The sequence below is a fragment of the Desulfosporosinus orientis DSM 765 genome (genome assembly GCF_000235605.1).
GTDB lineage: Bacteria > Bacillota > Desulfitobacteriia > Desulfitobacteriales > Desulfitobacteriaceae > Desulfosporosinus > Desulfosporosinus orientis.
Map to the genome: position 1 here is coordinate 3,733,988 of NC_016584.1, position 23,294 is coordinate 3,757,281.

At 43.8% G+C, this 23,294-nt stretch carries 23 protein-coding genes; 7 read left to right on the top strand and 16 right to left on the bottom strand.

What is annotated here, in order from left to right; translation table 11 throughout:
- Window positions 1–37: 37 nt before the first annotated feature.
- From DESOR_RS17505 to DESOR_RS17515, 3 genes are read right to left on the bottom strand one after another with little or no spacing between them, the layout of a single operon-like run.
- Window positions 38–1,090, bottom strand: a complete 1,053-nt coding sequence (locus DESOR_RS17505; protein WP_014185917.1) for a glycosyltransferase family 4 protein — start codon at window positions 1,088–1,090, stop codon at window positions 38–40.
- 44 nt (window positions 1,091–1,134) lie between these two features.
- Window positions 1,135–1,581, bottom strand: a complete 447-nt coding sequence (locus DESOR_RS17510; protein WP_042332435.1) for a tRNA (cytidine(34)-2'-O)-methyltransferase — start codon at window positions 1,579–1,581, stop codon at window positions 1,135–1,137.
- A 40-nt stretch (window positions 1,582–1,621) separates the two neighbouring features.
- A complete protein-coding gene (locus DESOR_RS17515) occupies window positions 1,622–1,837 on the bottom strand; it encodes an FmdB family zinc ribbon protein (protein ID WP_014185919.1) in 216 nt (71 codons plus the stop codon).
- A gap of 343 nt (window positions 1,838–2,180) precedes the next feature.
- Here DESOR_RS17515 and DESOR_RS17525 point away from each other — a divergent pair, with 343 nt between their 5' ends.
- The 3 genes from DESOR_RS17525 to DESOR_RS17535 all read left to right on the top strand — a co-directional run bounded on the left by DESOR_RS17525 (window position 2,181) and on the right by DESOR_RS17535 (window position 6,195).
- A complete protein-coding gene (locus DESOR_RS17525) occupies window positions 2,181–4,100 on the top strand; it encodes an aconitate hydratase (RefSeq protein ID WP_014185920.1) in 1,920 nt (639 codons plus the stop codon).
- A 431-nt stretch (window positions 4,101–4,531) separates the two neighbouring features.
- Window positions 4,532–5,029: an Lrp/AsnC family transcriptional regulator gene (locus tag DESOR_RS17530; protein ID WP_014185921.1), complete on the top strand. Its 498-nt coding sequence runs from the start codon at window positions 4,532–4,534 to the stop codon at window positions 5,027–5,029.
- A complete protein-coding gene (locus DESOR_RS17535; RefSeq protein ID WP_014185922.1) occupies window positions 5,026–6,195 on the top strand; it encodes an aminotransferase class I/II-fold pyridoxal phosphate-dependent enzyme in 1,170 nt (389 codons plus the stop codon). The genes DESOR_RS17530 and DESOR_RS17535 overlap by 4 nt, the downstream gene beginning before the upstream one ends.
- A gap of 74 nt (window positions 6,196–6,269) precedes the next feature.
- Here DESOR_RS17535 and queG read toward each other — a convergent pair whose 3' ends face one another.
- From queG to DESOR_RS17560, 5 genes are all read right to left on the bottom strand, one after another.
- Entirely contained in the window at window positions 6,270–7,310 is a 1,041-nt protein-coding gene (gene queG, locus DESOR_RS17540) for a tRNA epoxyqueuosine(34) reductase QueG (RefSeq protein ID WP_014185923.1), read from the bottom strand.
- A gap of 86 nt (window positions 7,311–7,396) precedes the next feature.
- On the bottom strand, window positions 7,397–8,044 hold the full coding sequence (locus tag DESOR_RS17545) for a flavin reductase (protein WP_014185924.1): 648 nt from the start codon (window positions 8,042–8,044) through the stop codon (window positions 7,397–7,399).
- A gap of 140 nt (window positions 8,045–8,184) precedes the next feature.
- A complete protein-coding gene (locus DESOR_RS17550) occupies window positions 8,185–9,861 on the bottom strand; it encodes a tRNA nucleotidyltransferase/poly(A) polymerase-related protein (protein WP_014185925.1) in 1,677 nt (558 codons plus the stop codon).
- Window positions 9,862–9,930: 69 nt separating this feature from the next.
- On the bottom strand, window positions 9,931–10,812 hold the full coding sequence (locus tag DESOR_RS17555; protein WP_014185926.1) for a diacylglycerol/lipid kinase family protein: 882 nt from the start codon (window positions 10,810–10,812) through the stop codon (window positions 9,931–9,933).
- Between the two features lie 68 nt (window positions 10,813–10,880).
- Window positions 10,881–11,999 carry an aminopeptidase gene (locus DESOR_RS17560; protein ID WP_014185927.1) on the bottom strand — a complete coding sequence of 373 codons (1,119 nt, stop codon included), beginning with the start codon at window positions 11,997–11,999 and terminating at the stop codon, window positions 10,881–10,883.
- A 161-nt stretch (window positions 12,000–12,160) separates the two neighbouring features.
- Here DESOR_RS17560 and DESOR_RS17565 point away from each other — a divergent pair, with 161 nt between their 5' ends.
- Window positions 12,161–13,075: an RluA family pseudouridine synthase gene (locus tag DESOR_RS17565; protein ID WP_014185928.1), complete on the top strand. Its 915-nt coding sequence runs from the start codon at window positions 12,161–12,163 to the stop codon at window positions 13,073–13,075.
- Window positions 13,076–13,125: 50 nt separating this feature from the next.
- Here the strand turns inward: DESOR_RS17565 and mscL are convergent, their stop codons facing one another.
- From mscL to DESOR_RS17600, 7 genes are all read right to left on the bottom strand, one after another.
- On the bottom strand, window positions 13,126–13,542 hold the full coding sequence (gene mscL / locus DESOR_RS17570; protein WP_014185929.1) for a large-conductance mechanosensitive channel protein MscL: 417 nt from the start codon (window positions 13,540–13,542) through the stop codon (window positions 13,126–13,128).
- A 238-nt stretch (window positions 13,543–13,780) separates the two neighbouring features.
- Window positions 13,781–14,530, bottom strand: coding sequence for a type I methionyl aminopeptidase (gene map / locus DESOR_RS17575; RefSeq protein WP_014185930.1), 750 nt, complete (start codon window positions 14,528–14,530; stop codon window positions 13,781–13,783).
- Between the two features lie 37 nt (window positions 14,531–14,567).
- Window positions 14,568–14,873 carry a hypothetical protein gene (locus DESOR_RS17580; RefSeq protein WP_014185931.1) on the bottom strand — a complete coding sequence of 102 codons (306 nt, stop codon included), beginning with the start codon at window positions 14,871–14,873 and terminating at the stop codon, window positions 14,568–14,570.
- 141 nt (window positions 14,874–15,014) lie between these two features.
- Window positions 15,015–17,690, bottom strand: coding sequence for a calcium-translocating P-type ATPase, PMCA-type (locus DESOR_RS17585; protein ID WP_014185932.1), 2,676 nt, complete (start codon window positions 17,688–17,690; stop codon window positions 15,015–15,017).
- A 424-nt stretch (window positions 17,691–18,114) separates the two neighbouring features.
- Window positions 18,115–18,819 carry a hypothetical protein gene (locus DESOR_RS17590; RefSeq protein WP_014185933.1) on the bottom strand — a complete coding sequence of 235 codons (705 nt, stop codon included), beginning with the start codon at window positions 18,817–18,819 and terminating at the stop codon, window positions 18,115–18,117.
- Window positions 18,820–18,875: 56 nt separating this feature from the next.
- On the bottom strand, window positions 18,876–19,274 hold the full coding sequence (locus DESOR_RS17595; protein ID WP_014185934.1) for a PaaI family thioesterase: 399 nt from the start codon (window positions 19,272–19,274) through the stop codon (window positions 18,876–18,878).
- Between the two features lie 404 nt (window positions 19,275–19,678).
- A complete protein-coding gene (locus tag DESOR_RS17600) occupies window positions 19,679–20,371 on the bottom strand; it encodes a Crp/Fnr family transcriptional regulator (RefSeq protein ID WP_014185936.1) in 693 nt (230 codons plus the stop codon).
- Between the two features lie 102 nt (window positions 20,372–20,473).
- On the opposite strand from DESOR_RS17600, the gene DESOR_RS17605 reads away from it, so the two are divergent.
- Both DESOR_RS17605 and DESOR_RS17610 read left to right on the top strand, forming a co-directional pair.
- Window positions 20,474–21,187: an ATP-binding protein gene (locus DESOR_RS17605; protein WP_014185937.1), complete on the top strand. Its 714-nt coding sequence runs from the start codon at window positions 20,474–20,476 to the stop codon at window positions 21,185–21,187.
- A 203-nt stretch (window positions 21,188–21,390) separates the two neighbouring features.
- Window positions 21,391–22,287, top strand: coding sequence for a metallophosphoesterase (locus DESOR_RS17610; RefSeq protein ID WP_042331366.1), 897 nt, complete (start codon window positions 21,391–21,393; stop codon window positions 22,285–22,287).
- Window positions 22,288–22,313: 26 nt separating this feature from the next.
- Here the strand turns inward: DESOR_RS17610 and DESOR_RS17615 are convergent, their stop codons facing one another.
- The gene (locus DESOR_RS17615) at window positions 22,314–22,658 is read right to left on the bottom strand and encodes a hypothetical protein (RefSeq protein ID WP_014185939.1); all 345 of its coding nucleotides are present in this window, start codon (window positions 22,656–22,658) and stop codon (window positions 22,314–22,316) included.
- 128 nt (window positions 22,659–22,786) lie between these two features.
- Here DESOR_RS17615 and DESOR_RS17620 point away from each other — a divergent pair, with 128 nt between their 5' ends.
- Entirely contained in the window at window positions 22,787–23,272 is a 486-nt protein-coding gene (locus DESOR_RS17620; RefSeq protein WP_014185940.1) for a YtxH domain-containing protein, read from the top strand.
- Window positions 23,273–23,294: the final 22 nt, after the last annotated feature.

Here is a 23,294-nt window from a genome sequence, read left to right on the forward strand (position 1 = left end):
TTCCGACCATCATATGCATGGCAGGAAAAAGAGGTGTTTACTTTGAATGGCGCCGCCCAAATACCACAAGCTTTTCAGTCCTGCGCATCAGGATGGTAATTAAAAGAGCAAAAGCCACAGACAGAATCACAACGGCACCAATCCAAAATCCTTTTGCCCCCAGTACAGCAGCCAGCCCAAAGCAAGCACTGATGCCGTACATCACCAAAACCGCTTGCCGCTGTGTATAGCCGGCATCCAGCAAGCGGTGGTGTAAATGTCCCCGGTCAGCCATGGCTATGGACTGGCCGCGAAGCTTACGGCGAATAATAGCAAAAGTTAGGTCGGTGACCGGCATACCCAAAACCAAGAGGGGAAAGACTAATCCCAAAATAGTAGCGGTTTTGAGGAGACCCATAATGGAAACTCCGCCGATAATGTAGCCAAGGAACATACTCCCTGAATCCCCCATGAAAACCCGAGCCGGAGGAAAATTAAAAAACAGAAACCCCAGTAGTGCACCGGCTAACGCTAAAGTAAGATTAGCCGCAGGTACTTGGTTAATTCCGTTAGCGGACCAAAAGAGCAGGAGGGCCACCATAAAGCAAATCCCCCCAGCCAAACCGTCCATACCGTCGGAAACATTCACAGTGTTCACCAGGCCAACCACCCAAAAGAGCATGAGCAGCAAGCCAACAGCAGTTAACCCCATGTTTTTGAAAACGATGGGATAATCCAAAAAAGGCAGAGATATAAAATTCATTGAAAAACCATAAGCAATCAGCACTGCTGCCGCAGCGATCTGCCAATACAGTTTATACAAAGGGCGAATTTCATGAATATCGTCCCAAACACCTACTGCCAGAATAATGGTGCTGCCAATAAATAATCCCCAGGTATTTTTATCCCACACTTGGGTGACAAAGGCCGACAGCCAAAAAGCCGCATAAATAGCCAAGCCGCCTAGCCGGGGGATTGGCCGGCTGTGAATATGCCGCCCGCCTGGGTAAGCGATAGCCCCCCAGATCTTCGCTAACTTCATGGAAATAGGTGTAGCAATTACGGCTATCACTAACGCTAAAAGAAAGGTCAAACCATAGCCCTTCATCATGATTGTTCTTCAACCGCCTTTACTTCCCGTTTCTTCCTTCCCTTCTAAACCAGATCCGGAAAACCCCACTGCCGAAGTACTTCATAGACTACCACTGCCACGGAATTTGATAAATTCAAAGAACGGGCACCGCTGCGCATCGGCAGCCTGATGGTTGTCTCCGGATAACGTCCAAGGATTTCAGGTGCGAGTCCTTTCGTTTCTTTCCCAAAAAGTAAGTACCCGCCCTCTTCATAAGAAACATCTGTATAAGATCGTCCACCTTTAGTGGTCGCTAAGTAACGAGGACCTACAGGATTTTTCTCTTCAAACTCGGCGAAATTTTCGTAAACATAAATATCAAGAAGATGCCAGTAATCTAATCCGGCACGCTTAAGTTGTTTGTCATCGATGCTGAAACCTAAAGGTTTAACCAAATGCAGGGTGGCTCCTGTAGCAGCGCAAAGCCGCGCTACGTTCCCTGTATTAGGCGGGATTTCAGGCTCTACCATGACAATATTCAGTTGCTTGCTCAAAAATATAGTTCTCCTTTCAATGACAGCCTGAACAATTTCCGCTGCACCCCGGTGCACAGTTTCCTCCCCCGTTGCCACCAGATACTCCGAGACTGGCAAATCCGGAGATAAGCCGTTTAAGCCCTAAAGCCCCACACTCTTTGCAGGAGAGCTCATCCCCCTTTTCCCCCATTTTACACAATTCTGTCGTTACACTTCCACAGCGAGGACATTTAAATTCATACATCGGCATAGAATGACGCCTCCCAGTCAACAAAAGTTCCAAAAAACTTTCCAAACTATTATAACCTGAAATTCTGACAAACCCAAACTAAATTCTATAGAAAAGATCATTAAAAACTCTTTATTGGCTGTGAATCGAGATTAATGAAATTTCCTTCATATATATATCATACCCATTTATTCATGTTTTTCAGTATCAATTCAGATTTTACAGTAAATTTCGGACGGCAGCTATAAATTCCTGAAAAAGAGGAAATTTTCATTAGATATTCTGTATACTTAAAGGAAAACCCTAGATGTTTCCTCTTGTTTTTGGTAAAGTTAATAGCAACTTCATAAGGAGGAATTTTATCATGGGAAAAAACTTGACACAAAAGATACTATCATCCCACTTAGTTTCCGGAGACTTAAACAATGGCAACGAAATCGCCATCCGTATCGATCAGACTCTAACTCAAGATGCCACTGGGACCATGGCTTATCTGCAATTTGAAGCAATGAACCTTTCCAGAGTACAAACCGAATGTTCGGTAAGCTATATAGATCATAATACTCTCCAGTCCGGGTTTGAAAATGCCGATGACCACGCTTTTTTACAAAGCGCAGCGGCACGTTTCGGAGCCTATTTTTCACGTCCGGGCAACGGAATTTGTCACCAAGTCCATTTAGAACGCTTTGCTAAGCCCGGCAAAACTCTCCTCGGTTCAGACAGTCATACCCCTACGGCTGGAGGCATGGGAATGCTGGCCATGGGTGCCGGCGGACTTGATGTTGCCGTTGCTATGGGCGGCGGAGCTTTTTACCTCCCAACCCCCAAAGTTTTGCGGGTTTGGCTGACCGGTCAGCTTTCCCAATGGGTTTCAGCGAAAGATATCATTTTAGAAATACTCCGCACCTTAACGGTCAAAGGCGGTGTTGGCAAAATCATCGAGTATGCCGGACCGGGGGTACAAACGTTAACAGTCCCGGAACGCTCCACCATCACAAATATGGGAGCGGAATTAGGAGCCACCTCTTCCATCTTCCCCAGTGACGAACAAACCCAGCGCTTTTTAGAAGCTCAAGGCAGAGGGGAAGACTATGTTCCTCTGGCAGCTGATTCTGATGCTGTTTATGATGAAGAAATTAAGATTGACCTTTCTTTACTGGTTCCCCTTATCGCTCAGCCCCACAGTCCTGACAATGTCGTCCCCGTAAGCGAGCTTTCCTCAACAGCTGTTCAGCAGGTAGCCATTGGCAGCTGTACCAATTCTTCTTACCAAGATCTCATGCGGGTCAGTCAAATCCTTAAGGGCAAGCGCGTCCATCCCAATGTCAGTCTGGTTATTTCCCCGGGATCACGCCAAGTTTTAAGCATGCTCGCCAGCAACGGCTCTTTAACGGACCTCCTGGACAGCGGTGCGAGACTCCTGGAATCCACCTGCGGGCCCTGTATCGGCATGGGACAATCTCCCGTCTCCAAAGGGGTATCTGTCCGAACCTTTAACCGCAACTTCCTGGGCCGCAGCGGTACTCAAGACGCTTCTGTCTTTTTGGCAAGTCCGGAAGTGGCAGCAGCCTGCGCTTTAACCGGCTTTATTACAGATCCTCGAACCCTGGAGCAATCCACCATGGTTGAATTCCCTAAACAATTTCGCATTGATGACAGCATGATTCTCCCGCCGGGAGATCCCGATACTCCCATTCGGCGGGGACCTAATATCCAACCCCTGCCCATCGCCCCAGCTTTAAACGACTCCCTGGACTTACCCGTTATCTTGAAACTGGGTAATAATATTACCACCGATGATATCATGCCGGCAGGGTCCAAAATTCTCCCTCTCCGTTCCAACATCCCTGCTATAGCAGAATTTGTTTTCCATAAAATCGACCCTGATTTTGCTTCCAAAGCCAAGGCCCAAAAACAAAGCATTATCGTGGCCGGCCACAATTATGGACAGGGTTCCAGCCGCGAGCACGCGGCTCTGGCCCCAATGTACCTGGGACTGCGTGTCGTTTTAGCTCAAAGCTTTGCCCGTATTCACCGTGCTAATCTAATTAACTTTGGCATTCTCCCCCTCACCTTTGTAGATGAAAAGGACTTGGATTGTCTCAATCCCGGTATGGTTTTGCATATTACCGACCTGCGACAGGCCATTCAAACCCCTGAGCCTTTCGCCATAACCGTTGATAACGCTTCTAATCCCATCATGGTTAAACACGATCTCACGGAACGGCAGGCCAAAATCCTCCTGGCCGGCGGTCTGCTAAACTCCACAAAACAATCGGTTTAGCCCTCACACCGTTCTGATGTACTAAAAGAGCCTTCCTATGCTCACCCACTCGCTGGCGCAGGATCTTTGCCACAACTACAGGGTAATACCTGGGGTCTCTGGCAAAGCTGTCCCACGCCGGCTTTGTGGGCTTTACTGCATCTCCGGTCAGGGGGTTCACTCCTATTAGCGAAACCGCCCTGCTTTTGATTATTGCGATTTCTTGAATTGACTTGAGTTTGTTTTTTCAGGTCATTTTTCAGACTAGCCTAATATTTCGAACTCTTGACTGCTCCCAATGCCTTTGTCTTCTCTCTCATAATGGTTTTACGCACATACGTTATTGGCCATTGCCGAATTATTATAATGCTTATTCAGAGCTGTTTACTCCTTTTATGGAACGGTAATTCGTGTTATGATTGTGTTATATAATAAAAGAGGTGGATTATAAAATGCTCAGTGAAGAGGATCGTCGACTGCTTAAACTTATTTCTGAAGATTGTAGACTTGGACATGAAGAGCTTTCTGTGCAAACAGGATTGTCTACTGAATACATTACCAAGCGCATCCAGGATTGGGAAAAGGAAAAAATCATCGTTGGCTATCAGCCTATGATTAACTGGGACCGAACCGGTGATCAAAAGGTATCTGCTCTTATTGAAGTTAAAGTCCTGCCCCAACGCGGCTACGGCTTTGACAAAATCGCCAAACGCCTGCAAAAATATCCTGAGATCAAAGCCCTTTATCTCATGTCAGGAGGGTATGATCTGTCTGTCCTTATTGAAGGCAAGACCATGCAGGATGTGGCTCTTTTTGTCGCTGAAAAACTAGCCTCCCTTGAACATGTTCAAAGTACAGCAACACACTTTGTGCTTCGCCGCTATAAGCAGGATGGTATCGAACTTATGGGCGAAGAAGAAACTCTTCAACGTTTGGTGGTGTCACCATGAACAACTATTTGGCCAACCACGTTGCCACCCTTCCTCCTTCAGGAATCCGCAAGTTTTTTGACCTTGTTGCAACCATGAAAGATGTTATTTCCTTAGGAGTAGGAGAACCTGACTTTGTCACACCTTGGACTGTCCGGGAAAGCGGCATCTTCTCTTTAGAAGAAGGACAGACCATGTATACCAGTAACTCTGGTCTCTTTGAACTGCGTGAAGAACTGGCCCACCATTTAAACAAAACCTTAGGTCTATCCTATAGTCCCCTAGGGGAAATACTGATTACCTCCGGAGCCAGTGAGGCTGTGGATCTGGTAATGCGGGCTGTTTTGGAACCAGGAGATGTGGTCTTAGTACCTGACCCTTCCTATGTATCCTATGCCCCCTGCGCCATCTTATCAGGGGCTAAGGTTAACTATGTCCCTACTTATGCTAGAGAAGACTTTCGCATGCGAGTGGAGGATTTAAAGAAGGTCTATACACCTGAAGCGAAACTCCTCGTACTCTCTTATCCCAATAATCCAACAGGAGCTATCATGACCCGGGAAGACTTGCTTCCCATTGCTGACTTCGTAGCTGAGCATGATCTTCTTGTTCTTGCCGATGATATTTATTCTGATCTCACGTATGATCATACCCATGTATCCTTCGCTAGTTTGCCGGGTATGCGTGACCGTACTCTCTTTGTCAGCGGATTTTCAAAATCCTACGCAATGACGGGTTGGAGAATTGGCTATGTTGCCGGTCATGCCGATTTAATTCAAGGAATGACCAAAATTCATCAGTACACCATGCTCTGTGCCCCAATTATGGGTCAATTTGCAGCCATAGAAGCCCTGCGCTCTGCTCATGAAGCCAAAGATGATATGGTTAAAGCTTATGACCGGAGACGTCGCCTCTTAGTTCACGGGTTTCGTCAAATGGGCCTGGACTGCTTTGAACCCCTAGGCGCTTTTTATGTTTTCCCGGATATCTCAAAGACACGATTGTCTTCTGAAGCGTTTGCAGAGCAACTCTTAAAAGAAGAAAAAGTCGCTGTCGTTCCCGGAACCGCTTTTGGCCCTTCAGGGGAAGGCCATATTCGCTGTTCCTATGCCTACTCCATTGAACAGCTTCAAGAAGCTCTCAAACGTATCGGCAGTTTTGTAGAACGCAGGCTCAATAATCTATAGATACTTCAGAAGGTATCGTTATGAAAGTCTCAAGATGATAAAGCACACGGATCGAGCCGTGTGCTTTATCCTGCTTATAGCTCCTGATCATGCTCCTGCCAAGTTACATAAGGCAAAATCGACGGCGGAATGGTTTTATTTTTTTGGTAATCGAACAGTATTTGCACACTTTCGGAATCCTGTGCATTCTGCAAAGCGATATAGGCATTTCTTTGCAGAACACCCTTGCCGCGCCATCCTGCTGCAGTGTGTTTAAATTCCTTCAAAAATTCCCCTTTGCTTAAGTTTAAAATCTCTTTGAGGTTCACCCCACGACGCAGCGGAGACTTCCGTTCTTCTTGCAGCCATTGTTGGTTGTGAGGGCAAACTTCCTGACAAGTATCACAGCCGAAAATTCTCAATCCCAGGCGCTGCCTCTCTTCAAGGGTCAGTACCTCTTTACTTTGGGTAAGATATGAGACACACCTTTTGGAGTTAAAGGGTTCTCTGCCAAGAATCCGGGCCGGACATGCCCGAATGCATCGCTGACAGGCTCCGCATTGCCCTGGACTTAGGGGTTCATCCCCTGGGATCTCCTGATCTAAAAGAAGGAGAGCTAAAGCCACGAACGAACCATAACCCGGGATTATTAAATGCTGATTCCTGCCAATCCAGCCAATTCCAGCCCGAACCGCAAATGCCCGCTCAATCAGAGGACCTGTATCCACTTGAAAGCGAAGGGAACCTGGCCAATCATGCTGAATCATCAAGTCCATGAGCTGACGGATCTTCCTGGTCACAACATGGTGATAATCATCTCCAGCTGCAGACCGTGCAAGAATACCCTCGCCCTTCTCAGGAGGCAAAGACAGTGGGAACGGATAAGCTAAGGCAATGACGGTACTGCACTCCTGCCAAAGGGCACGCGGATCTATTCGTTCCTTAATGTCTTGGCTTTCAAAAGGAGTCCCTATACCCTGATCAATTCTCGTCTTTAATACCGATCTAAGACTCTCCACAGGGTCTGCCGTGGTAAACCCGCTTGCAGCAAAACCTCCTTCTCTTGCCCACCTCTTAATGTCTTCTTTCCACTTAATCTGTTCATGCAGATCCATGACATCCTCCAGTGTTTCCATGAAATCATAACCCTCCCGCTTAGGGAAAGCGAGAGGGTTAACCACGTCTAAGTCCAATTAACTTAAAGGTTCCAATGATGGATAAATTATTTCGAGGCTCTAAAATAAGCGTAAGTCATTGGTTCCCCTTCCTGAAGAATTTCCCCTGCCGTAACATCGCCAAGGAAAAGTGTATGAGTTCCGGCATCTAATTGCCCGGTAACAGTAGCCTCCATGGTCACAAGCACATCATCAAGGAGCAAAACTCCCGATTCACCACGGTGAACAGCTACTCCTTCAAACTTATTGACGTCTCTGCCTGATCGATAGCCAAATCCCCGTGCATAATCCTGACCGGTTTGACTTAATACTGAAACCCCAAATTTGCCGCTCTTTTGAATTAACTCATGAGTGTAGTTTTGTTTATTGATTCCAATGGCGATTCTTGCCGGTTCCGATGTAACTTGAAAACAGGTATTGGCACACTGTCCGTTATCCTTACCCTCAGCCTGAGCAGTAATAATGAAGAGACCATAAGATATTCGATGGAGTGCCTGACGTATTGCCGTTGCTTTGTCAGGCTGAACCGGGGCAGGCTTGGGAGCAGCTTTCACTTCAGTTCCTGTCTGAGCCTCTTGTTCATCTGTAACTAATTCAAAAAAACTTGCATCTGCACCGCAAACGGGACAAACCTCCGGTGGATTTTCTCCTGTATGTATATACCCGCAAACTGTACAACGCCAACGTTTTTCCATAACAACACCGCCTTTCATTGAAATAATTATAACTTAATAATAGGTTTAGGTCAATAGGTATCGAACATGATAATCAAATAGATCCTTCAGGTCGGACAGCTTCGCCAAACCGACGGCTAGTATCTGAGGTGAACCACTGGCTACGCTTTCCCGCACTGGCTTGTGGGCTTTGCCGCCTCTCTATGCCATGGATTCACTCCTGTGGACGAGGCTGCCCTGGCTTTCGGATCTAGGGAATTTTTCAGAGGCAGTTTAGAAAAGAACTTATATTCCTGTTCCAGAAACCTCAGATCCGTTAATGTGTTTTTGGTGTTCAACATGACATGCTTGCGTACATGTTCCTTGAACTGGCCATAATGTTGACCGGCAAGTCCTTTGGAACAGGCAAACCTTTCAAAAAAGCCCCAATCAAGCAGCCGTCCTCGTTCCTCAAGATCAGCGCTCTCTCTCCGGATTTCTCTCTGAATCCAGTCCAAGCGATATAAATTCTTCTCGGCATCCTGTTTTCCCCCCAGAAAATCTGCTTTCCATAAATCAAGCAAATTTTCTACTTTTTGGGTTTTATAGTATTGACCGTCCCAACCAACTTGCCAGGCAAAACGGCGAGCCTTGCCATTAATTTTGGGATTGTCCCTTTCCCCTCTCATTTCGTTGATAAAGGTCAAAGTCCCCAGCATGTGATGTCCTACTAAATAGAGGAGCTCTTGTTCTCCTTTTTTGCCGCCTGGAAGAACCACAGACCAGCGAAAACGAGACAGAAGCTCTTTAACTAAACGAGCGCTATCTTTTTCGTGCTGTAAAAAATGTCGTTTCCCATTGACAACCCATTGAAAAGGAACCTCCGGTCTGCTTTTTAAGGGTTTTATGCGTTTAATAACGATGGTATCCTGACGATTGTCTAGTCTGCCCCCATGAATTTCAACCTCTTTGTTTGTCCAGCGTTCGATATCTTTGCCAAACAGCTGGAACTTATCCAAATAATACCCTTCATCGGTCCGTGTCACTGTCCCCCAGGCATGACACTCACGACTGGCTGTTTCCCATTTGCCCAGATCATGAAATAATGCTGCCAGGCGCAGCAACACTTGAGGTGGAGCATTCTTGACCACATGACGTGTGTGATCCCAGGCATCTTTGGTATGAAACTTGTTTTGTTCCAGGCCTTTTAGCCGGTAAAGCTCCGGAATATACTCTTCAATATAATGCAAGTCGTCGAGAAGTCCTAATGCCCTGTCAACCTGATCCAGCACCAGAATCCGGCCCAATTCTTCTGATACTCGTTCCAGGGCTACACTTTTAAGTAGGGTAAGATTCTCATTAGCAGCCCGCCAAGTATCCTGCTCAATGAGAAAATCATAGCGAATAGCTAACCTTATAAGACGCAAAATTCTCAGGGGATCTTCTTGAAAACGCTCTTCAGCACGCCCGCAAGCTCTAAGCATTCGTTGGCTTAAAGCTTGCAGTCCTTCTAAGGGATCTTTGATCTCCCCTGTACGTACATCCTGATAAATTGCATTGATAGTGAAATCTCTGCGGAGCGCATCTGCTTCAACATTTCCGGCTAGAAGGGAGATATCGATTCTAGCTTTATCACGGAACAAACTTATGGTCGGCTGATGGTCTCCGATTACATGAGGAGTATAGCCCCAATCAGACAAGTTCTTTTCAATCTGATGAAAAGGTATTGCTGTAACTGCATCCACGTCCTTTAAAGGGATTCCCAGCTGAACATCGCGAACAGCTCCTCCTACGATATAGACAGGACCCAGAGTGCTAAGCCTCCTCAAGACATCTTGTTGAAATGGTGTACCGATCATGTAATTCCTCCCAGCAATCACTTCCACGCCTTGAAAGAACAGACAATATCCGTCATAATCGGGGTGAACCTAACAGAGAACTGAGATTTTCGGGCCAATTTTAATATGCCAAGAACTTTCAGGCCCATATTCCCCGTCAAGATCTGTCTTTAGGGGACGATCCGTATGTACTGTTAGATTCGTGGTCTGAAACTCTTTGATTTTTCCGTTCCCTACTTTTTCCCCCCGCAAAACATTTAACAATAGTCTAATGGTTTCCGGCCAGCCTGCCGCGGGAACAATGAGAACTTCTAATTGTCCGTCCGTCAAGGACGCTTTGGGTACCAACTTCCTTAAACCACCTACGGAATGTCCGTTTACGGCTAAAAGCAAAATAACCTCTTCTGAATGCACTTCCCCCCCTGTCTCATATTCAATACGAAAGGGCCGGTAGGAAGGGAGGGTTTCTATTCCTTTAATAATGTAAGCTAATTGGCCAAGGGTATTTTTTACCCGGGTGTCCACTTTTTGCGAGACATCCGTCAATAGCCCTACACTTGCTACATTAACAAAATACCGGTCATTAACTTGTCCTGTATCCATTCTAAAAATATTTCCTTTAGCAATAACTTTGCAAGCTTCAGGAATGCTCTTAGGCAAACCCAAAGCATAAGCCAAATCATTGGCTGTTCCAACAGGTAAAATTCCTAAAGCCGGCCGCTGAATCTCCGGGATTTTCAACAAACCATTGACGGCTTGATGAATACTCCCATCTCCTCCGGCAATCACAAATCGCTCAACATCCTGGCTTTCAGCCGCCGCCTGCTCCATATCGGCAGTGGAAGAAGCTCGATGGACGCAGACTTCATACCCGCTTTCCTGGAATATGCGGATGACAGTATCCAGTTGTGACGTTAATTTTCGCCGCCCGGCGTAAGGATTATAGACCAAACGTAAGCGCTGACCTTTCATAATCTAAATAATCGACTCCTTATCCTTATCAAACGGATATTTACAATAGGCATTACAAGGCTATTTTCCTAAGACTTTAAGTTTTCAGGGTTCAAGTCCTCAAGTTCAGGTAAAACGAAGCGCCCGTCTTTGCGAATTAAAGTTCCGTCAAAATACATTTCTCCGCCGCCATAGTCCGCTCTTTGAATACAAACCAGATCCCAATGAACTGCCGATTTATTGCCATTATTGCATTCATCGTAACAAGACCCTGGAGTAAAGTGAAAACTCCCATCGATTTTTTCATCAAAAAGTGTGTCTTTCATAGGAGTGCTAATGAATGGATTCACTCCTATAGCAAATTCTCCGATAAACCGTGCCCCTTCATCCGTATTGAAAACCGACTCTATCCGTTCTGTATCGTTGGCTGTTGCCTTAACGATTTTTCCCTTTTCAAAATTCAAGACAATATTATTATAAGCAAATCCTTGGTAAAGGGAAGGTGTATTATAGCTGATCTGTCCATTGACGGATTCCTTTAAAGGAGCACTGAATATTTCTCCGTCGGGAATATTCAAATGACCATCGCACTTTATGGCAGGCATGCCTTTAATAGAGAATTCCAAATCCGTTCCAGGACCAACAATATGTACTCGATCCGTTTTCTCCATCAAAGCTTTTAACGGGTCCATGGCCACGGACATTTTCGAGTAATCCAGATTGCAGACATTGAAGTAAAAATCTTCAAAGCCCTCAATACTCGTATTGGCTAACTGAGCCATAGCTGCATTAGGATATCTTAATACACACCAGCGGGTATGGGGAACGCGCTGTTCCGAATGAACGGCCTTTTGATAGTGGGAAGTATAGATTTTCAAGCATTCGCTGGGAACGTCTGCCCACTCGTTGACATTCTCTCCGCCCCGAATGCCGATATAAGCCTGCATCTCTTTCATACGGGCTAAATCCCAGCGTGTCATGGCCTGAGCTTGCTCCACAGAGAATTCTTTTAATAGTTCCCGTTGTAGGGTATGATTAATAGTAGACACAAAGGGCAATCCCCCCGCCCGATAGGCATAACCAACGAGGGCTTGGGCAAGAGGAATATCCGGTCCTGTCACTTCAATCAATATCTTTTCCCCAGGTTGAAGGGCAATTGAATAATTAATTAATGAGTCTGCAAGTTTTTCGATACGAGGATCTTTCACGTTTGGGCCTCCTTATTAGCATTATGGATCGACTATTGAGCATTATTATTATTCTTCACAGTACATAATTTTCCTTTTTATTAGGAGAATTATGTTAAAAGTATGTTCACTCAATGAATTTTTACTCCAATTTCATATTTAAAAACATAACTGGAGGAATTATGAATACACCACCGGCACTCTGGGAATATCGTTTAGGACCAGACGACTCTGGCCAAAAATATTTATCCATCCTTCTCCACAAATTTCACTTTTCCATTAAACTGTTAAACAGGCTGAAGAAAGGGGAACGAGTTTGGGTCAATGGCAAATTCACATATTTAACCTCTCGGGGCAAAGAAGGGGATCTGTTATCCGTTGAACTTTTTCCCGATGAAGAGGCTACCATCAAGGGTGAAGACCTGCCCCTTGATATTCTTTTTGAAGACGAATACTTGTTGGCAGTCAACAAACCCGTGGGACAAGTGGTTCATCCAAACAACCGCTATCCTACGCAAACCTTAGGTAATGCCGTCATCGGTCATTGGGAACGCAGAGGAGAAAATCGCTTGTTTCGTCCCATTCACAGGATTGACCGCAATACTTCAGGAGTGGTTGTTATCGCCAAAAATCAATTCGCTCATCAACAACTGGCATGGCAGCTGGAACGCGGACATATCCATAAACGCTACCATGGTTTTGTTCAGGGAGTGGTAGCTGAAAATGAAGGAACTATCGACGATTCTATTGGGTTTGCTCCCAACAGCTTTATCAAACGTCAGATTGATCCCAACGGTATCTCGGCCCGCACTTGTTTTCGGGTTCTTCACCGTTACCCTACGGCAACCTTTCTTGAGTTTATCTTAGAAACCGGCCGTACTCATCAAATCCGTGCCCACTGTGAGGGCTTTGGCCATCCCTTGCTCGGAGATGACCTTTATGGAGGAGATACAACCTTTCTTACCCGCCATGCCTTGCACTCTTCAATGTACGCATTTCTCCATCCTGCAACGGGACTCCCTATCATCATCAGAGCTCCTTTTCCTAAGGATCTTCGTGATTTGCTTATCCACTTGAAAGATTTTGTAACGGCATAAAAGCCGCCAACCCATTCAAAATTGATGGGCGGAGGCTTCAATTGTCTCTGCTAACGTTTTCGTAATAAATCCCTTATTTCTGTAAGAAGCTCTACCTCCGGACTTGGAACTGCCGGGGAAGGAGCTTCTTCCTTCTTTCTTTTCAGGGAATTCATGAGTTTTACCAACAAAAATATGGCGGCGGCTATAATCAGAAAGTCCAATGTCGTCTGAATAAAGGTGCCGATGTTCATTGTTACAGCCTCTTGTATGACCTTTCCCGAAGCATCCGTCACCGGATCTTTAAGCTTAAGCTTGATATCGGTAAATTTTACTCCTCCCACAACCAGTCCAATGGGAGGCATGATAATATCAGCAACCAGAGAGGATACAATTTTGCCGAAAGCGCCTCCAATGATCACACCGACTGCTAAATCCACAACATTACCCTTGGTTGCGAACTCCTTAAATTCCTTGAGAAAACTCATCCTATCACTCCTTAACAGCTGAGGTAATACTAGTTTGCCCCAAATTCCAGTCTATCCACGGATTAATTTAGACTGGTTTTTAAAAAATTGGGAAACATAACATAAAGCTGTCACATAAGGAGGGAATTCAAATGACTTTTTTTCAAAAAATCCTCTGGAGAATTACTAAAATAAGAAATTGGCTGATGCTGAGGTTCATAGTGCTCCGCAAACGCTGGAAAGTATGAGGCTTTGGCTCTTAGTCCTGTTCAGTTAATACCAAAGGACCGTCCTTGCCAATAGCGATAGTATGTTCATACTGAGCGGAAAGGCTGCCGTCTATCGTCCTGGCTGTCCAATGATTCGAATCAATCTTAAGGCGATAGGAACCAATATTAATCATCGGTTCAATGGTAAAGACCATCCCTTCACGTAGTCTCTCTCCTCGATGAGGGCGGCCGAAATGAGGAACTTGTAAATCTTCATGCATTATCTTCCCAATGCCATGGCCCATAAAGTCACGGACAACTGAGTAGCCTTCGGCTTCCGCATGGCTTTGGATGGCATGAGAAACATCTCCAATTCGATTGCCTATAACTGCAGCTTCAATACCTAAGTAGAGGCATTCCTTAGTAACCTTCAGCAATCGTTCTGCGTCTTGAGATAACTTACCTACAGGATACGTCCAGGCAGAGTCAGCAAGCCACCCGCCCAGGTTAACAACCATATCAATTCCGACAATATCACCCTCCTTGAGAGGTTCTTTAGTGGGAAATCCATGGCAAATTTCATCATTGACAGACGCACAGGTAGCATAGGGATACCCCTTATATCCTTTTTGCTCAGGGGTTGCACCATGGGAACGAATAAACTTTTCCGCAAAGTTATCGATTTCCCAGGATGTGATCCCCGGACGAATTAAGGAACGGAGTTCTCTGTGGCAGGCAGTCAAAACCTTAGCTGCATCAGCCATAAGTTCAATTTCTTTTTCAGTTTTGATAATTACCAATGTTAGTGTCCTCCTCAATATGATCCTAAATCTTAGGCTACCCATATCTTATCATTACAAACATTAAGATGATAATGGTTTTTTGGAGTTTTTCAGGATAGCCTACCATGCCGCTGATGCGGAACGCCAGCAGAGGATGAAACGAGTGTGCTTCCAGGGTCGGGCAGCTTCGCCACATCCGTGCAAGTAAGTTAATTCGTGCGAAGACAGTGTCTTCGTACCGCAGCATTCCGAGGCTCGCCCATTCGCGGCTGCGAGCTCCGCCAAACCTCCGGGTAGTTCCTGGTGTAAACCAGGCTCCGCAATCCCCGCAGCCGCTTGTGGGCTTATACCGCCTCTCCATGCAATGGGTTCGCTCCTGTGGACGAAACTGCCCTGCCTTTCTTGTCTATGGATTCTTTAGATGCATGTTTTTCGGGTCTTTATCAGGGTGACAAAGAGAGGAGCTGTTGCGAATTTTGCAACAGCTCTTTATTAATCAATTCTAAGCTTTTTGAGGATTTCCTTGAAACAGTCTCATAATCAGCTTTAGAGCTTCACTAAATATTACAATACTAAAGGTAAACCCTATCATCTTAACCCACAAAGTTAAATCCAGCGGCACGGTTTTGAATACTTCTCCGCCAAATTGTGTTACCAGGACCTGAATGAAGAAGGTCAAGATGATGACTCCCACCATCATTTTATTTTTAAGCAGATTTGGGAAAATGCTTCTGACGCCAAACTCCCGGCTGTTAAAGGCATTCCAGAGCTGGAACAAGACAAAGGAAGTAAACACGATAGTTGATTGCTGAGCTTCTGTACCGCCGAGCAGTTGTGTATTCATGACAAACAACAGTGCAGCAACAATGAACATGCCATTGGCGACGATTTTCAAAAGCATATCTTTGGTTACAATCGATGCGTTACGCTTAATAGGCTGCTGTTTAAGCAAATGTTCTCTGGGAGGTTCAAGCCCTAAAGTCAGGGCCGGGGGACCGTCCATGATAATGTTCACCCATAATAACTGTAAGGTCGTGAATGGCATGGCATACCCCATAACTTCTGCCAAAATGACGGTAAGAAAGGCGACAACATTAACCGTTAGCTGGAACTGGATAAAACGCTGAAAGTTCTCATAAATCCCTCTTCCCCATTTAATCGCCTTGACGATTGTTGAGAAAGAGTCATCCAACAACACAATATCCGATGCTTCTTTGGACACTTCTGTACCTGCAATTCCCATGGCAACACCGACATCTGCTGCTTTTAAAGCAGGTGCGTCATTAATTCCGTCCCCTGTTACAACAACTGACGCATTAATCTCCTGTAAAAGCTTAACTACTCTCATCTTAGCCGTAGGATTTGACCTGGCAATAACCACAATCTTGGGAAGCTTGCTCTTTAATTCTTCGTCGCTCATGGCATCAATGTCTGTCACTTCCAAAACTAAAGAGTCTTCCTTGACAATTCCCAATTGAGTTGCAATAGCCCGGGCTGTGTTGATATTGTCTCCTGTCAAAATCTTTACGGTAATACCCGCCTGCCGGCAATGATTAATAGCTTCTTTGACATCCGAACGCAAGGGATCCTCGATTCCTACAAAACCGGTATATACCAGATTCTTTTCCACATTATAGATATCTTCCCATTGGGGTTCTTCAGCAAAATCAGTAAAGGCAAAGGCCAGAACTCTGCGGGCATTATCCTGCAGATCTTTGATCTTAGCTTCGATTTCCTGGATGTGCTCCTGGGTCATCGGGATAATTACACCATTATATAAAATCCGGTTACAAATGCTTAACACTTTTTCCGGCGAACCCTTGGTATAGAGTCTGAAGCCTTGATCCGTCTCATAAGCGGTGGACATCATTTTTCGGGCTGAGGTAAAATTGTACTCACTTACCGGCTCACTATACTGTTTACGGTAGTGGAGATAGTTTACATTATTTTTGTCCGCGCAAACAAGGAGAGAACACTCCGTGGGATTTCCCAAGAACTCATAGTTCTCTCCTTGTTGGGAAATATCCGCTGTGGAATTCAGACAAAAATTCATGAGCATTTCTTGATTGCGAAGCTGATCCACTGGAACCTCTTTGCCGTCAGACCAAACCTCAACCACGGTCATCTTATTTTCAGTCAGCGTTCCGGTTTTGTCTGAACAAATAACATTGACTGAGCCGATAGTTTCACAAGCAATCAATTTTCGCACGAGGGCATTGTTTTTAGCCATTTTCTGCATATTAAAGGCCAGAGTGATGGCCACCATGGTGGGCAGACCTTCAGGTACCGCAGCAACAATCAAAGCCACTGAAGTTACAAAAGCATCTTTAATCCCTGGAAGCGCTGTTCCTATATTATCCAGGACAAGAATCCCCTGAGTGTACATCCGAAAGACTTCAAAAAGGAAGATTGCCGCCGCTACAATAGAGCCGATAATGGAAATCCGTTTGCCAAGATCCGCTAATTTCTCTTGAAGGGGGGTCTCTGCATTCAATTCACCCTTGAGCTCATCGGCGATTTTGCCCATCTCTGTTCTATCGCCGATGGAAGTCACAATGGCGATTGCCCTTCCTTCGATAACCATCGTCCCTGAGTAGAGCATATTTTTTCGCTCTGCCAAGGGGCAATCAACTCGATCAATTTTAGAAGAATTTTTTGAAGCGGCTTCCGCTTCACCCGTTAGCATGGATTCATCAATTCCCAGGCTTGATGAATGGATGATCCTGGCATCAGCCGGAACTTTATCCCCGGTCTCTAAATGAATAATGTCTCCAATTGTCAATTCACTTTGGGAAAGCAAAACAATTTCCTGATCTCGTACCACTTTCACATGAACATCTTCACTCAGCTTGGACAAGGCTTCAAAAGCTTTGTCCGACTTGCCTTCTTGAATAATTGAGATAGAGGTTGCGATCAGAACTGCAGCAAAAATCCCTAAACCATCTGCAAGATGACCCATGGCTAAAGAAATGACACCGGAAATCAAAAGTATTAAAATCAGTGGCTCTTTTAGGCTGTCAATTATTTTGGCAAAGATACTATCCTTTTCTTTTGGCGTAAAGACATTTTTGCCATACTGTTTAATTCTTTTATCAGCTTCTACCGCTGATAATCCCGTCTCTTCATTACTCTGTAATTCAATGATGACTTCTTCGGCTTCTTTTTGGAAAAAGTCCACGATTTAAACCTCCCTAAACATTATTTCTATTTCGTAGGTTCTTCTAGTATTTACGAAACAATCACTCCTTACCTTTAAATCAAAAGTGCACTTTGATCAGCGGCCGCTAAACTGCACTTACATTGGCCATGACTCGAAGATGTTCGAGGTCCAGAACACTGCCATAGCCGGCGAGGTGTCGGGATGCCAAGTACCCAAGGTTATACTTTCTGAGTAGTATAAAAAAAGACTTTTAACACAGCCTGACGGCTATGTTAAAAGTCTTGTTACCACAAACTGGTTTACAAAGACAGGTAAGGCACCTTACCGGGTATGTTGCCTTTGTAATTACAACTACTCCCTCTTAACAAAATTAAGTTTACCGTAAATTATTTAGCTTGTCAAATATTTAATTAAATAAAATTAAATTTTTATTAAAATTAATTTAAAAATGAGGAGTCAGCTCATGAATACTTTTTATCAAAGCCCCCATGAGACGATGAAAACCTTGAGGATTCTGGGCAGGTACACGAAATTGTTTATTTATCTCGATCTGCAGAGCCGGTATCCCCAGTTCCCGGGCCACGTATGAAGCCACACTATTAGGTTCAGAGACCTTAAAATAATCTCTTGAGATTTTTGGTAATCCGAAGTCTTGAAAATTCCCTTCTAGCAGGTTAGCTGCCCTCGTCTTACCTAACAGGTTCTTTGTCCTATTGGTTTCTATGTCTATATCAAATTCACTCTCGCGAGCAGAACCATGAATATCCAATACATACTTCACATTTTGCCTGGCGCATAAATCGTGAATTTTTTCTTTGTAAATGCATGGATTATCCACATTGGGGTCTCCACCGTATAATTTCGTTGCCGCAATTGCTGAACAACCCGTTAACTTGTTGAGCAGGTAAACAATGGCACCTGTGAATTGATCGGACATCTTAATCTTTTTTTGCCGGTAATGTCTAACTGCATGAGGAGCTGACACTAAAATCGGCACATCACCAACAGAAAACCAAAACGGATCTTCTTGTTTAGGATTAACTCGCTTATCCGTTTTATAAAAATGAATTCTTTCCACATTGACAGCTTCTTCATTAAGGCGAGCTCTGCTGTACTCTTTTAGAACTTCTGCCTGCTTATCTTCCATGTCTTACCCCCGAATCCAAGACTCTGATCAATTGCCCTTAATTCGTACATCGCCTATTATTGATCAAGGCTTTTTTTCTTCCTGTAGCCTGTGATATTTACTTGAGCGATGCTCTCACGATGTTCATTAAAAACCTCTACCTTATAATTAACAATTCTTGCCGATCCGGCAGCTTCTTTTGCTTCTGCCAGCAAAGACCTGCCGCCGGACGCTTTATAGTATGAGATATTGGCATTGATAGCCACCGTGATTTCTCCACAAGCATTTGCTGCAGCTGCAAATGCGAAATCCGCTAAGGTAAATATGGCTCCTCCCTGAATAATATCCACTCCATTTAAGTGTTTCTCGGAGATATCCATTTTAGCAACCGCATGCCCCGGTTTAACTTCTAAAAGCTCTATGCCGACAAAAGCAGCAAAACGATCATTTTCCATGAGTTTGGTGATACTTTCCATTATTATCCCAACCAACTTTCATTTTATTAGATTGTCTAACAATAATCCCACCTACAAAATCCAGTCACAGTGCGGATTTTAGCAGTATCGCAAGAAGAATGCAGGACTTTAGCCCTATATACCTAAGACCTTCTATCTATACATTTTAAATTTAAGCAATGTTACTATGAAATAAGATTTGATAATACGGAGGGGTCCTTTGTGCCTTGGCATAAAATTAACACCAAAAAACAAAATCTCATTATTATAGGCGGAACCATTATTTTGTCTATTCTTATTTTAGGCATTACAAACCTAATCGTCTATATGAACTAGCGATAAAATAAGGATTTATAGATAGGACCCCTTAAAGAGAGAGTTTTCATAAATTGCTCCTTCCTTAAGGGGTTTTTGCCGTCGATTTGCTAGTCACTCATTAACTTTAACGCTTCTAAATCTAATAGTTCAATGGTCGCCAAATAAAAATCGATAATCCCTTCATCCCTCATTTTTCCCATTTCCCGTGACATGGAAGGTCTGGAAACATTCAAAAAATCCGCTAACTCATTGCGGTTTAAGGGTAATACGATTTTTCTGCTTCCTGTTCTGTTATAGTGTTCTAACAAATAAGTACTGATTTTCCCCCGCATACTTTTAATCGTCAGATATTCTACTTTCTTGTTTAACAGCATGGCTCTTTCTGAAATAATTCGCAAAAAGTTCTGAACGAGAATTTTATGCCATGGACACATTCTTTCACAATCACCGACAATCTTTCCCCTGGGCAGGAACAATACTTCACAGGTTTCTTGGGCCTGAACCGTTGCCGGCCATGTCATCAGCCTGGAAAAAGCGACGATCTCACCAAAGATATCCCCCGGGTTTAAAAGTGTCATGACGATCCGGTTTCCCGAGGTATTCTCTTTACTAACTGTTGCTGAACCCGTAAGCAAAATTCCGACGCTTTCATAGGGGTCTCCGCCAGTTACAATATAATCATTCTTTTTAAAGCAGGATATTTTGGGTTTAAGACAATTTAACATCGCCTCAATGGAGTCACCATTCATCCCGGCAAACAAGCTAACCCCTAAAACCTTGGTCAAATACTTTTTGTACATGATTCTCCCCCGACAATTCTGTATCCTCAGCTACCGACTTAGTGATTACATTGTAATATAATGAACTTGTAAAAACAAAAGAATTTTTTAGGGGGAATAAAAATGCTAAGAAAAATTATAAGCATAGATGAAGAAAAATGTAATGGCTGCGGACTTTGTGTCACGGCGTGTCACGAAGGCGCCCTTCAGCTCATTAATGGCAAAGCCCGTTTGATTTCCGAAAGTTATTGTGATGGTCTCGGTGATTGCCTGCCTGAATGCCCTACTGACGCAATTACCTTAGAAGAGAAAGAAACCGTTGAATATGATGAAGAAGCTGTCAAAAGAAATATGGAGAAGCGAAAAACTCAGACTCATGGAACTCAGCCTTGTGGCTGCCCAGGCACACAGGCAAAACTCCTTGCCAGAAAGCAAGAATCCTCGTCACTTCAATCGGATGAAAGCTCTCCTTCTCAGCTCAACCAATGGCCCTGTCAGTTAAAGTTAATCCCCATCAACGCTTCTTACCTGGATAACGCCCATTTACTCATAGCAGCCGATTGCACCGCATTTGCCTATCCTGCTGTCCATCAAAAATTCATGCGCAATAAAATTACCTTGATTGGCTGTCCTAAACTCGATGATATCGACTACTCAGAGAAGCTAACTGCTATCTTGAAACAACATGAGATAAAAAGTGTCACAGTTCTAAGAATGGAAGTCCCTTGTTGTGGCGGTATTGTTCAAGCGGTTAAAAAATCCTTAATCAATAGCGAAACCTTAATACCTTGGCATGTTGTCACAATATCAACGGACGGACGAATTATTGAAGAATAATGATTTAATGATAATCTTTAAACCCACTGCCAACTCTCTGGCAGTGGGTTTAAAAATTATTACTGCAAGAACAATGGCTGTACCAATAACAATCGGGATCAATGTATGTTGTTTATGCATCCCTAAAGCACCTTTTTCTGTCTAACCAATATAATAAATAACGGGACCGAGATAAAATGACTGCTTTTCATGAGGTGTTTCTAATGAATGTGCTAAAGCGTATATCAAAAGTCTTCGAATCAGCGGATGAAATTCTTATTGATGACTCCTCCAGAATTGTTTTAATGAGTGACGTCCACAGGGGTGACGGGAGCTGGGCCGATGATTTTTCCAAAAATCAAAATCTCTATTTCGCAGCCCTAACCCATTATTATCTTGAAAATTTCACCTACATCGAGATTGGTGACGGTGACGAACTCTGGAAGAATAGTAAACTTTCGGACATTATCTATGTACATAGCAACGCCTTTTGGCTTCTTTCCAAGTTTTTTGCGGAAAGAAGACTGTATTTAATCTTTGGAAACCATGATATGGTTAAAAGTAATGCTTCTTACATAAAAAAGAACTTATATCAATATTATGATGAACGGCAAAAAGAATATATTCCTTTATTTGAGAATGTTAAGGTTCATGAGGGTTTGGTTTTAAGCCATAGAGAGACCCAGCAAAAAATTCTTTTGATCCATGGACATCAAGTGAGCTTACTGGATTATGATTTATGGATGGTCTCCAGGTTTCTCGTCAAATATGTATGGCGTCCCCTCGAATTATTTGGATTCAATGATCCCACTAGTACTGCAAAGAATTACAAAAAGAAAGATGCAGTAGAAAAAAAATTAACCGAATGGGTAACCAGAGAAAAACACATGCTCATTGCCGGCCATACTCACAGGCCAATGTTTCCGGAAATCGGTGATCCTTTATATTTTAATGACGGAAGCGGTGTACATCCCCGCAGTATTACTGCTATTGAAATTAGTGAAGGTTTTATTGTTCTTGTTAAATGGCATATCAAAACAAAAGATGATGGTACACTGTTCATTGGCAGGGATATCCTAGCCGGTCCGAGAAAACTATCGGATTACTTCGATTATCAATAGCAGGCCTTACCCTTTGTACTTAAATCTCAAGTTTTTGTAAAACTCATCAGTCGTTTGTGTTTAACAATAAACAAAGCTCCTCCTACCGTTAAGAGGATGCTTATGACTCTGACAAACCTCTTAATAATGGAATCTTTTATGACTGCCTCTGTGCATGAAGCCTCTTCAATTCTTTGAGGAGGCTTCATGCCGACTGATTTTAAATTTTTATGATTACATTTAACGGAATAGCTTGTACCCCCTATTAAATGTACAAAAGCAACCGGATTGGCCTGTACAACACCATCATGTCCTTTATTTAGGACCACAACACTTGTCAACGGATAGTCCGCTCCCTTTCGGTTAATTATTGGAATATCTTTATCTATCATCGTCAGCCTCCTAAATCGCAAAAATCATTGACTAGTATCCTAGCCCATCATATGTCTACCCGCAGAGGAGTGTGAACTTTAATACAATTTCTCTGATTCAGAAGCCGTTTTCCATAAGGAAGCATATAATGAATAAGGCTAAAGTGGATGTCCCTATAATTGTATGCAAAGAAGAAGGAGGATACAATGTGGGTAAGGATGGTAATAAGAAAGTAATTAAAGCAGCTCTGTTTGGAAGTGTCGCAGGCGCAGTAATGGGTTTGTTGCTGGCTCCCAAAAGTGGTCAAGAGCTGCGCCAAGATCTCACAGACCAGGCCCAAAAATTAGGAGACAAAGCCCTCGAAATCAAAGATAAGACGCAAAATGCCCTGCAAGACGTTGAAGAAAAAGCTCAAGTAACTATTGATTCAGGCAAGAGTTGGCTGCAGAAGAAAAAACGTCTTTTAGATAATCTAAAAACGTTAGTATTCGAAATTCAGCATGGTGCGCTGACAAAGGATGAGTCTGCCAATTCCCTAGAAGACAACAAAACAGAACCGCTAGTTGTAGAAGCCACCCTCGAGGAGGAGAATATCGTTGCAGTCATAGAAGATGCGGAAGAAGATAACTTTTAAAAAACATACCCTTTACAGAAAG

What these genes read in the sequence shown, in the direction of transcription:
- DESOR_RS17550 (WP_014185925.1), bottom strand. Translation starts at nt 9,861, where the DNA reads ATGATCGGTACACCATTTCAACAAGATGTCTTGAGGAGGCTTAGCACT.
- DESOR_RS17595 (WP_014185934.1), bottom strand. Translation starts at nt 19,274, where the DNA reads ATGGAAAGTATCACCAAACTCATGGAAAATGATCGTTTTGCTGCTTTT.
- DESOR_RS17565 (WP_014185928.1), top strand. Translation starts at nt 12,161, where the DNA reads ATGAATACACCACCGGCACTCTGGGAATATCGTTTAGGACCAGACGAC.
- DESOR_RS17535 (WP_014185922.1), top strand. Translation starts at nt 5,026, where the DNA reads ATGAACAACTATTTGGCCAACCACGTTGCCACCCTTCCTCCTTCAGGA.
- DESOR_RS17590 (WP_014185933.1), bottom strand. Translation starts at nt 18,819, where the DNA reads ATGGAAGATAAGCAGGCAGAAGTTCTAAAAGAGTACAGCAGAGCTCGC.
- DESOR_RS17620 (WP_014185940.1), top strand. Translation starts at nt 22,787, where the DNA reads ATGAATAAGGCTAAAGTGGATGTCCCTATAATTGTATGCAAAGAAGAA.
- DESOR_RS17555 (WP_014185926.1), bottom strand. Translation starts at nt 10,812, where the DNA reads ATGAAAGGTCAGCGCTTACGTTTGGTCTATAATCCTTACGCCGGGCGG.
- DESOR_RS17600 (WP_014185936.1), bottom strand. Translation starts at nt 20,371, where the DNA reads ATGTACAAAAAGTATTTGACCAAGGTTTTAGGGGTTAGCTTGTTTGCC.
- DESOR_RS17510 (WP_042332435.1), bottom strand. Translation starts at nt 1,581, where the DNA reads ATGGTAGAGCCTGAAATCCCGCCTAATACAGGGAACGTAGCGCGGCTT.
- DESOR_RS17515 (WP_014185919.1), bottom strand. Translation starts at nt 1,837, where the DNA reads ATGCCGATGTATGAATTTAAATGTCCTCGCTGTGGAAGTGTAACGACA.
- DESOR_RS17530 (WP_014185921.1), top strand. Translation starts at nt 4,532, where the DNA reads ATGCTCAGTGAAGAGGATCGTCGACTGCTTAAACTTATTTCTGAAGAT.
- DESOR_RS17525 (WP_014185920.1), top strand. Translation starts at nt 2,181, where the DNA reads ATGGGAAAAAACTTGACACAAAAGATACTATCATCCCACTTAGTTTCC.
- mscL (WP_014185929.1), bottom strand. Translation starts at nt 13,542, where the DNA reads ATGAGTTTTCTCAAGGAATTTAAGGAGTTCGCAACCAAGGGTAATGTT.
- DESOR_RS17580 (WP_014185931.1), bottom strand. Translation starts at nt 14,873, where the DNA reads ATGGAGAGGCGGTATAAGCCCACAAGCGGCTGCGGGGATTGCGGAGCC.
- DESOR_RS17610 (WP_042331366.1), top strand. Translation starts at nt 21,391, where the DNA reads ATGAATGTGCTAAAGCGTATATCAAAAGTCTTCGAATCAGCGGATGAA.
- DESOR_RS17605 (WP_014185937.1), top strand. Translation starts at nt 20,474, where the DNA reads ATGCTAAGAAAAATTATAAGCATAGATGAAGAAAAATGTAATGGCTGC.
- DESOR_RS17615 (WP_014185939.1), bottom strand. Translation starts at nt 22,658, where the DNA reads ATGATAGATAAAGATATTCCAATAATTAACCGAAAGGGAGCGGACTAT.
- queG (WP_014185923.1), bottom strand. Translation starts at nt 7,310, where the DNA reads ATGGAAACACTGGAGGATGTCATGGATCTGCATGAACAGATTAAGTGG.
- DESOR_RS17545 (WP_014185924.1), bottom strand. Translation starts at nt 8,044, where the DNA reads ATGGAAAAACGTTGGCGTTGTACAGTTTGCGGGTATATACATACAGGA.
- DESOR_RS17505 (WP_014185917.1), bottom strand. Translation starts at nt 1,090, where the DNA reads ATGATGAAGGGCTATGGTTTGACCTTTCTTTTAGCGTTAGTGATAGCC.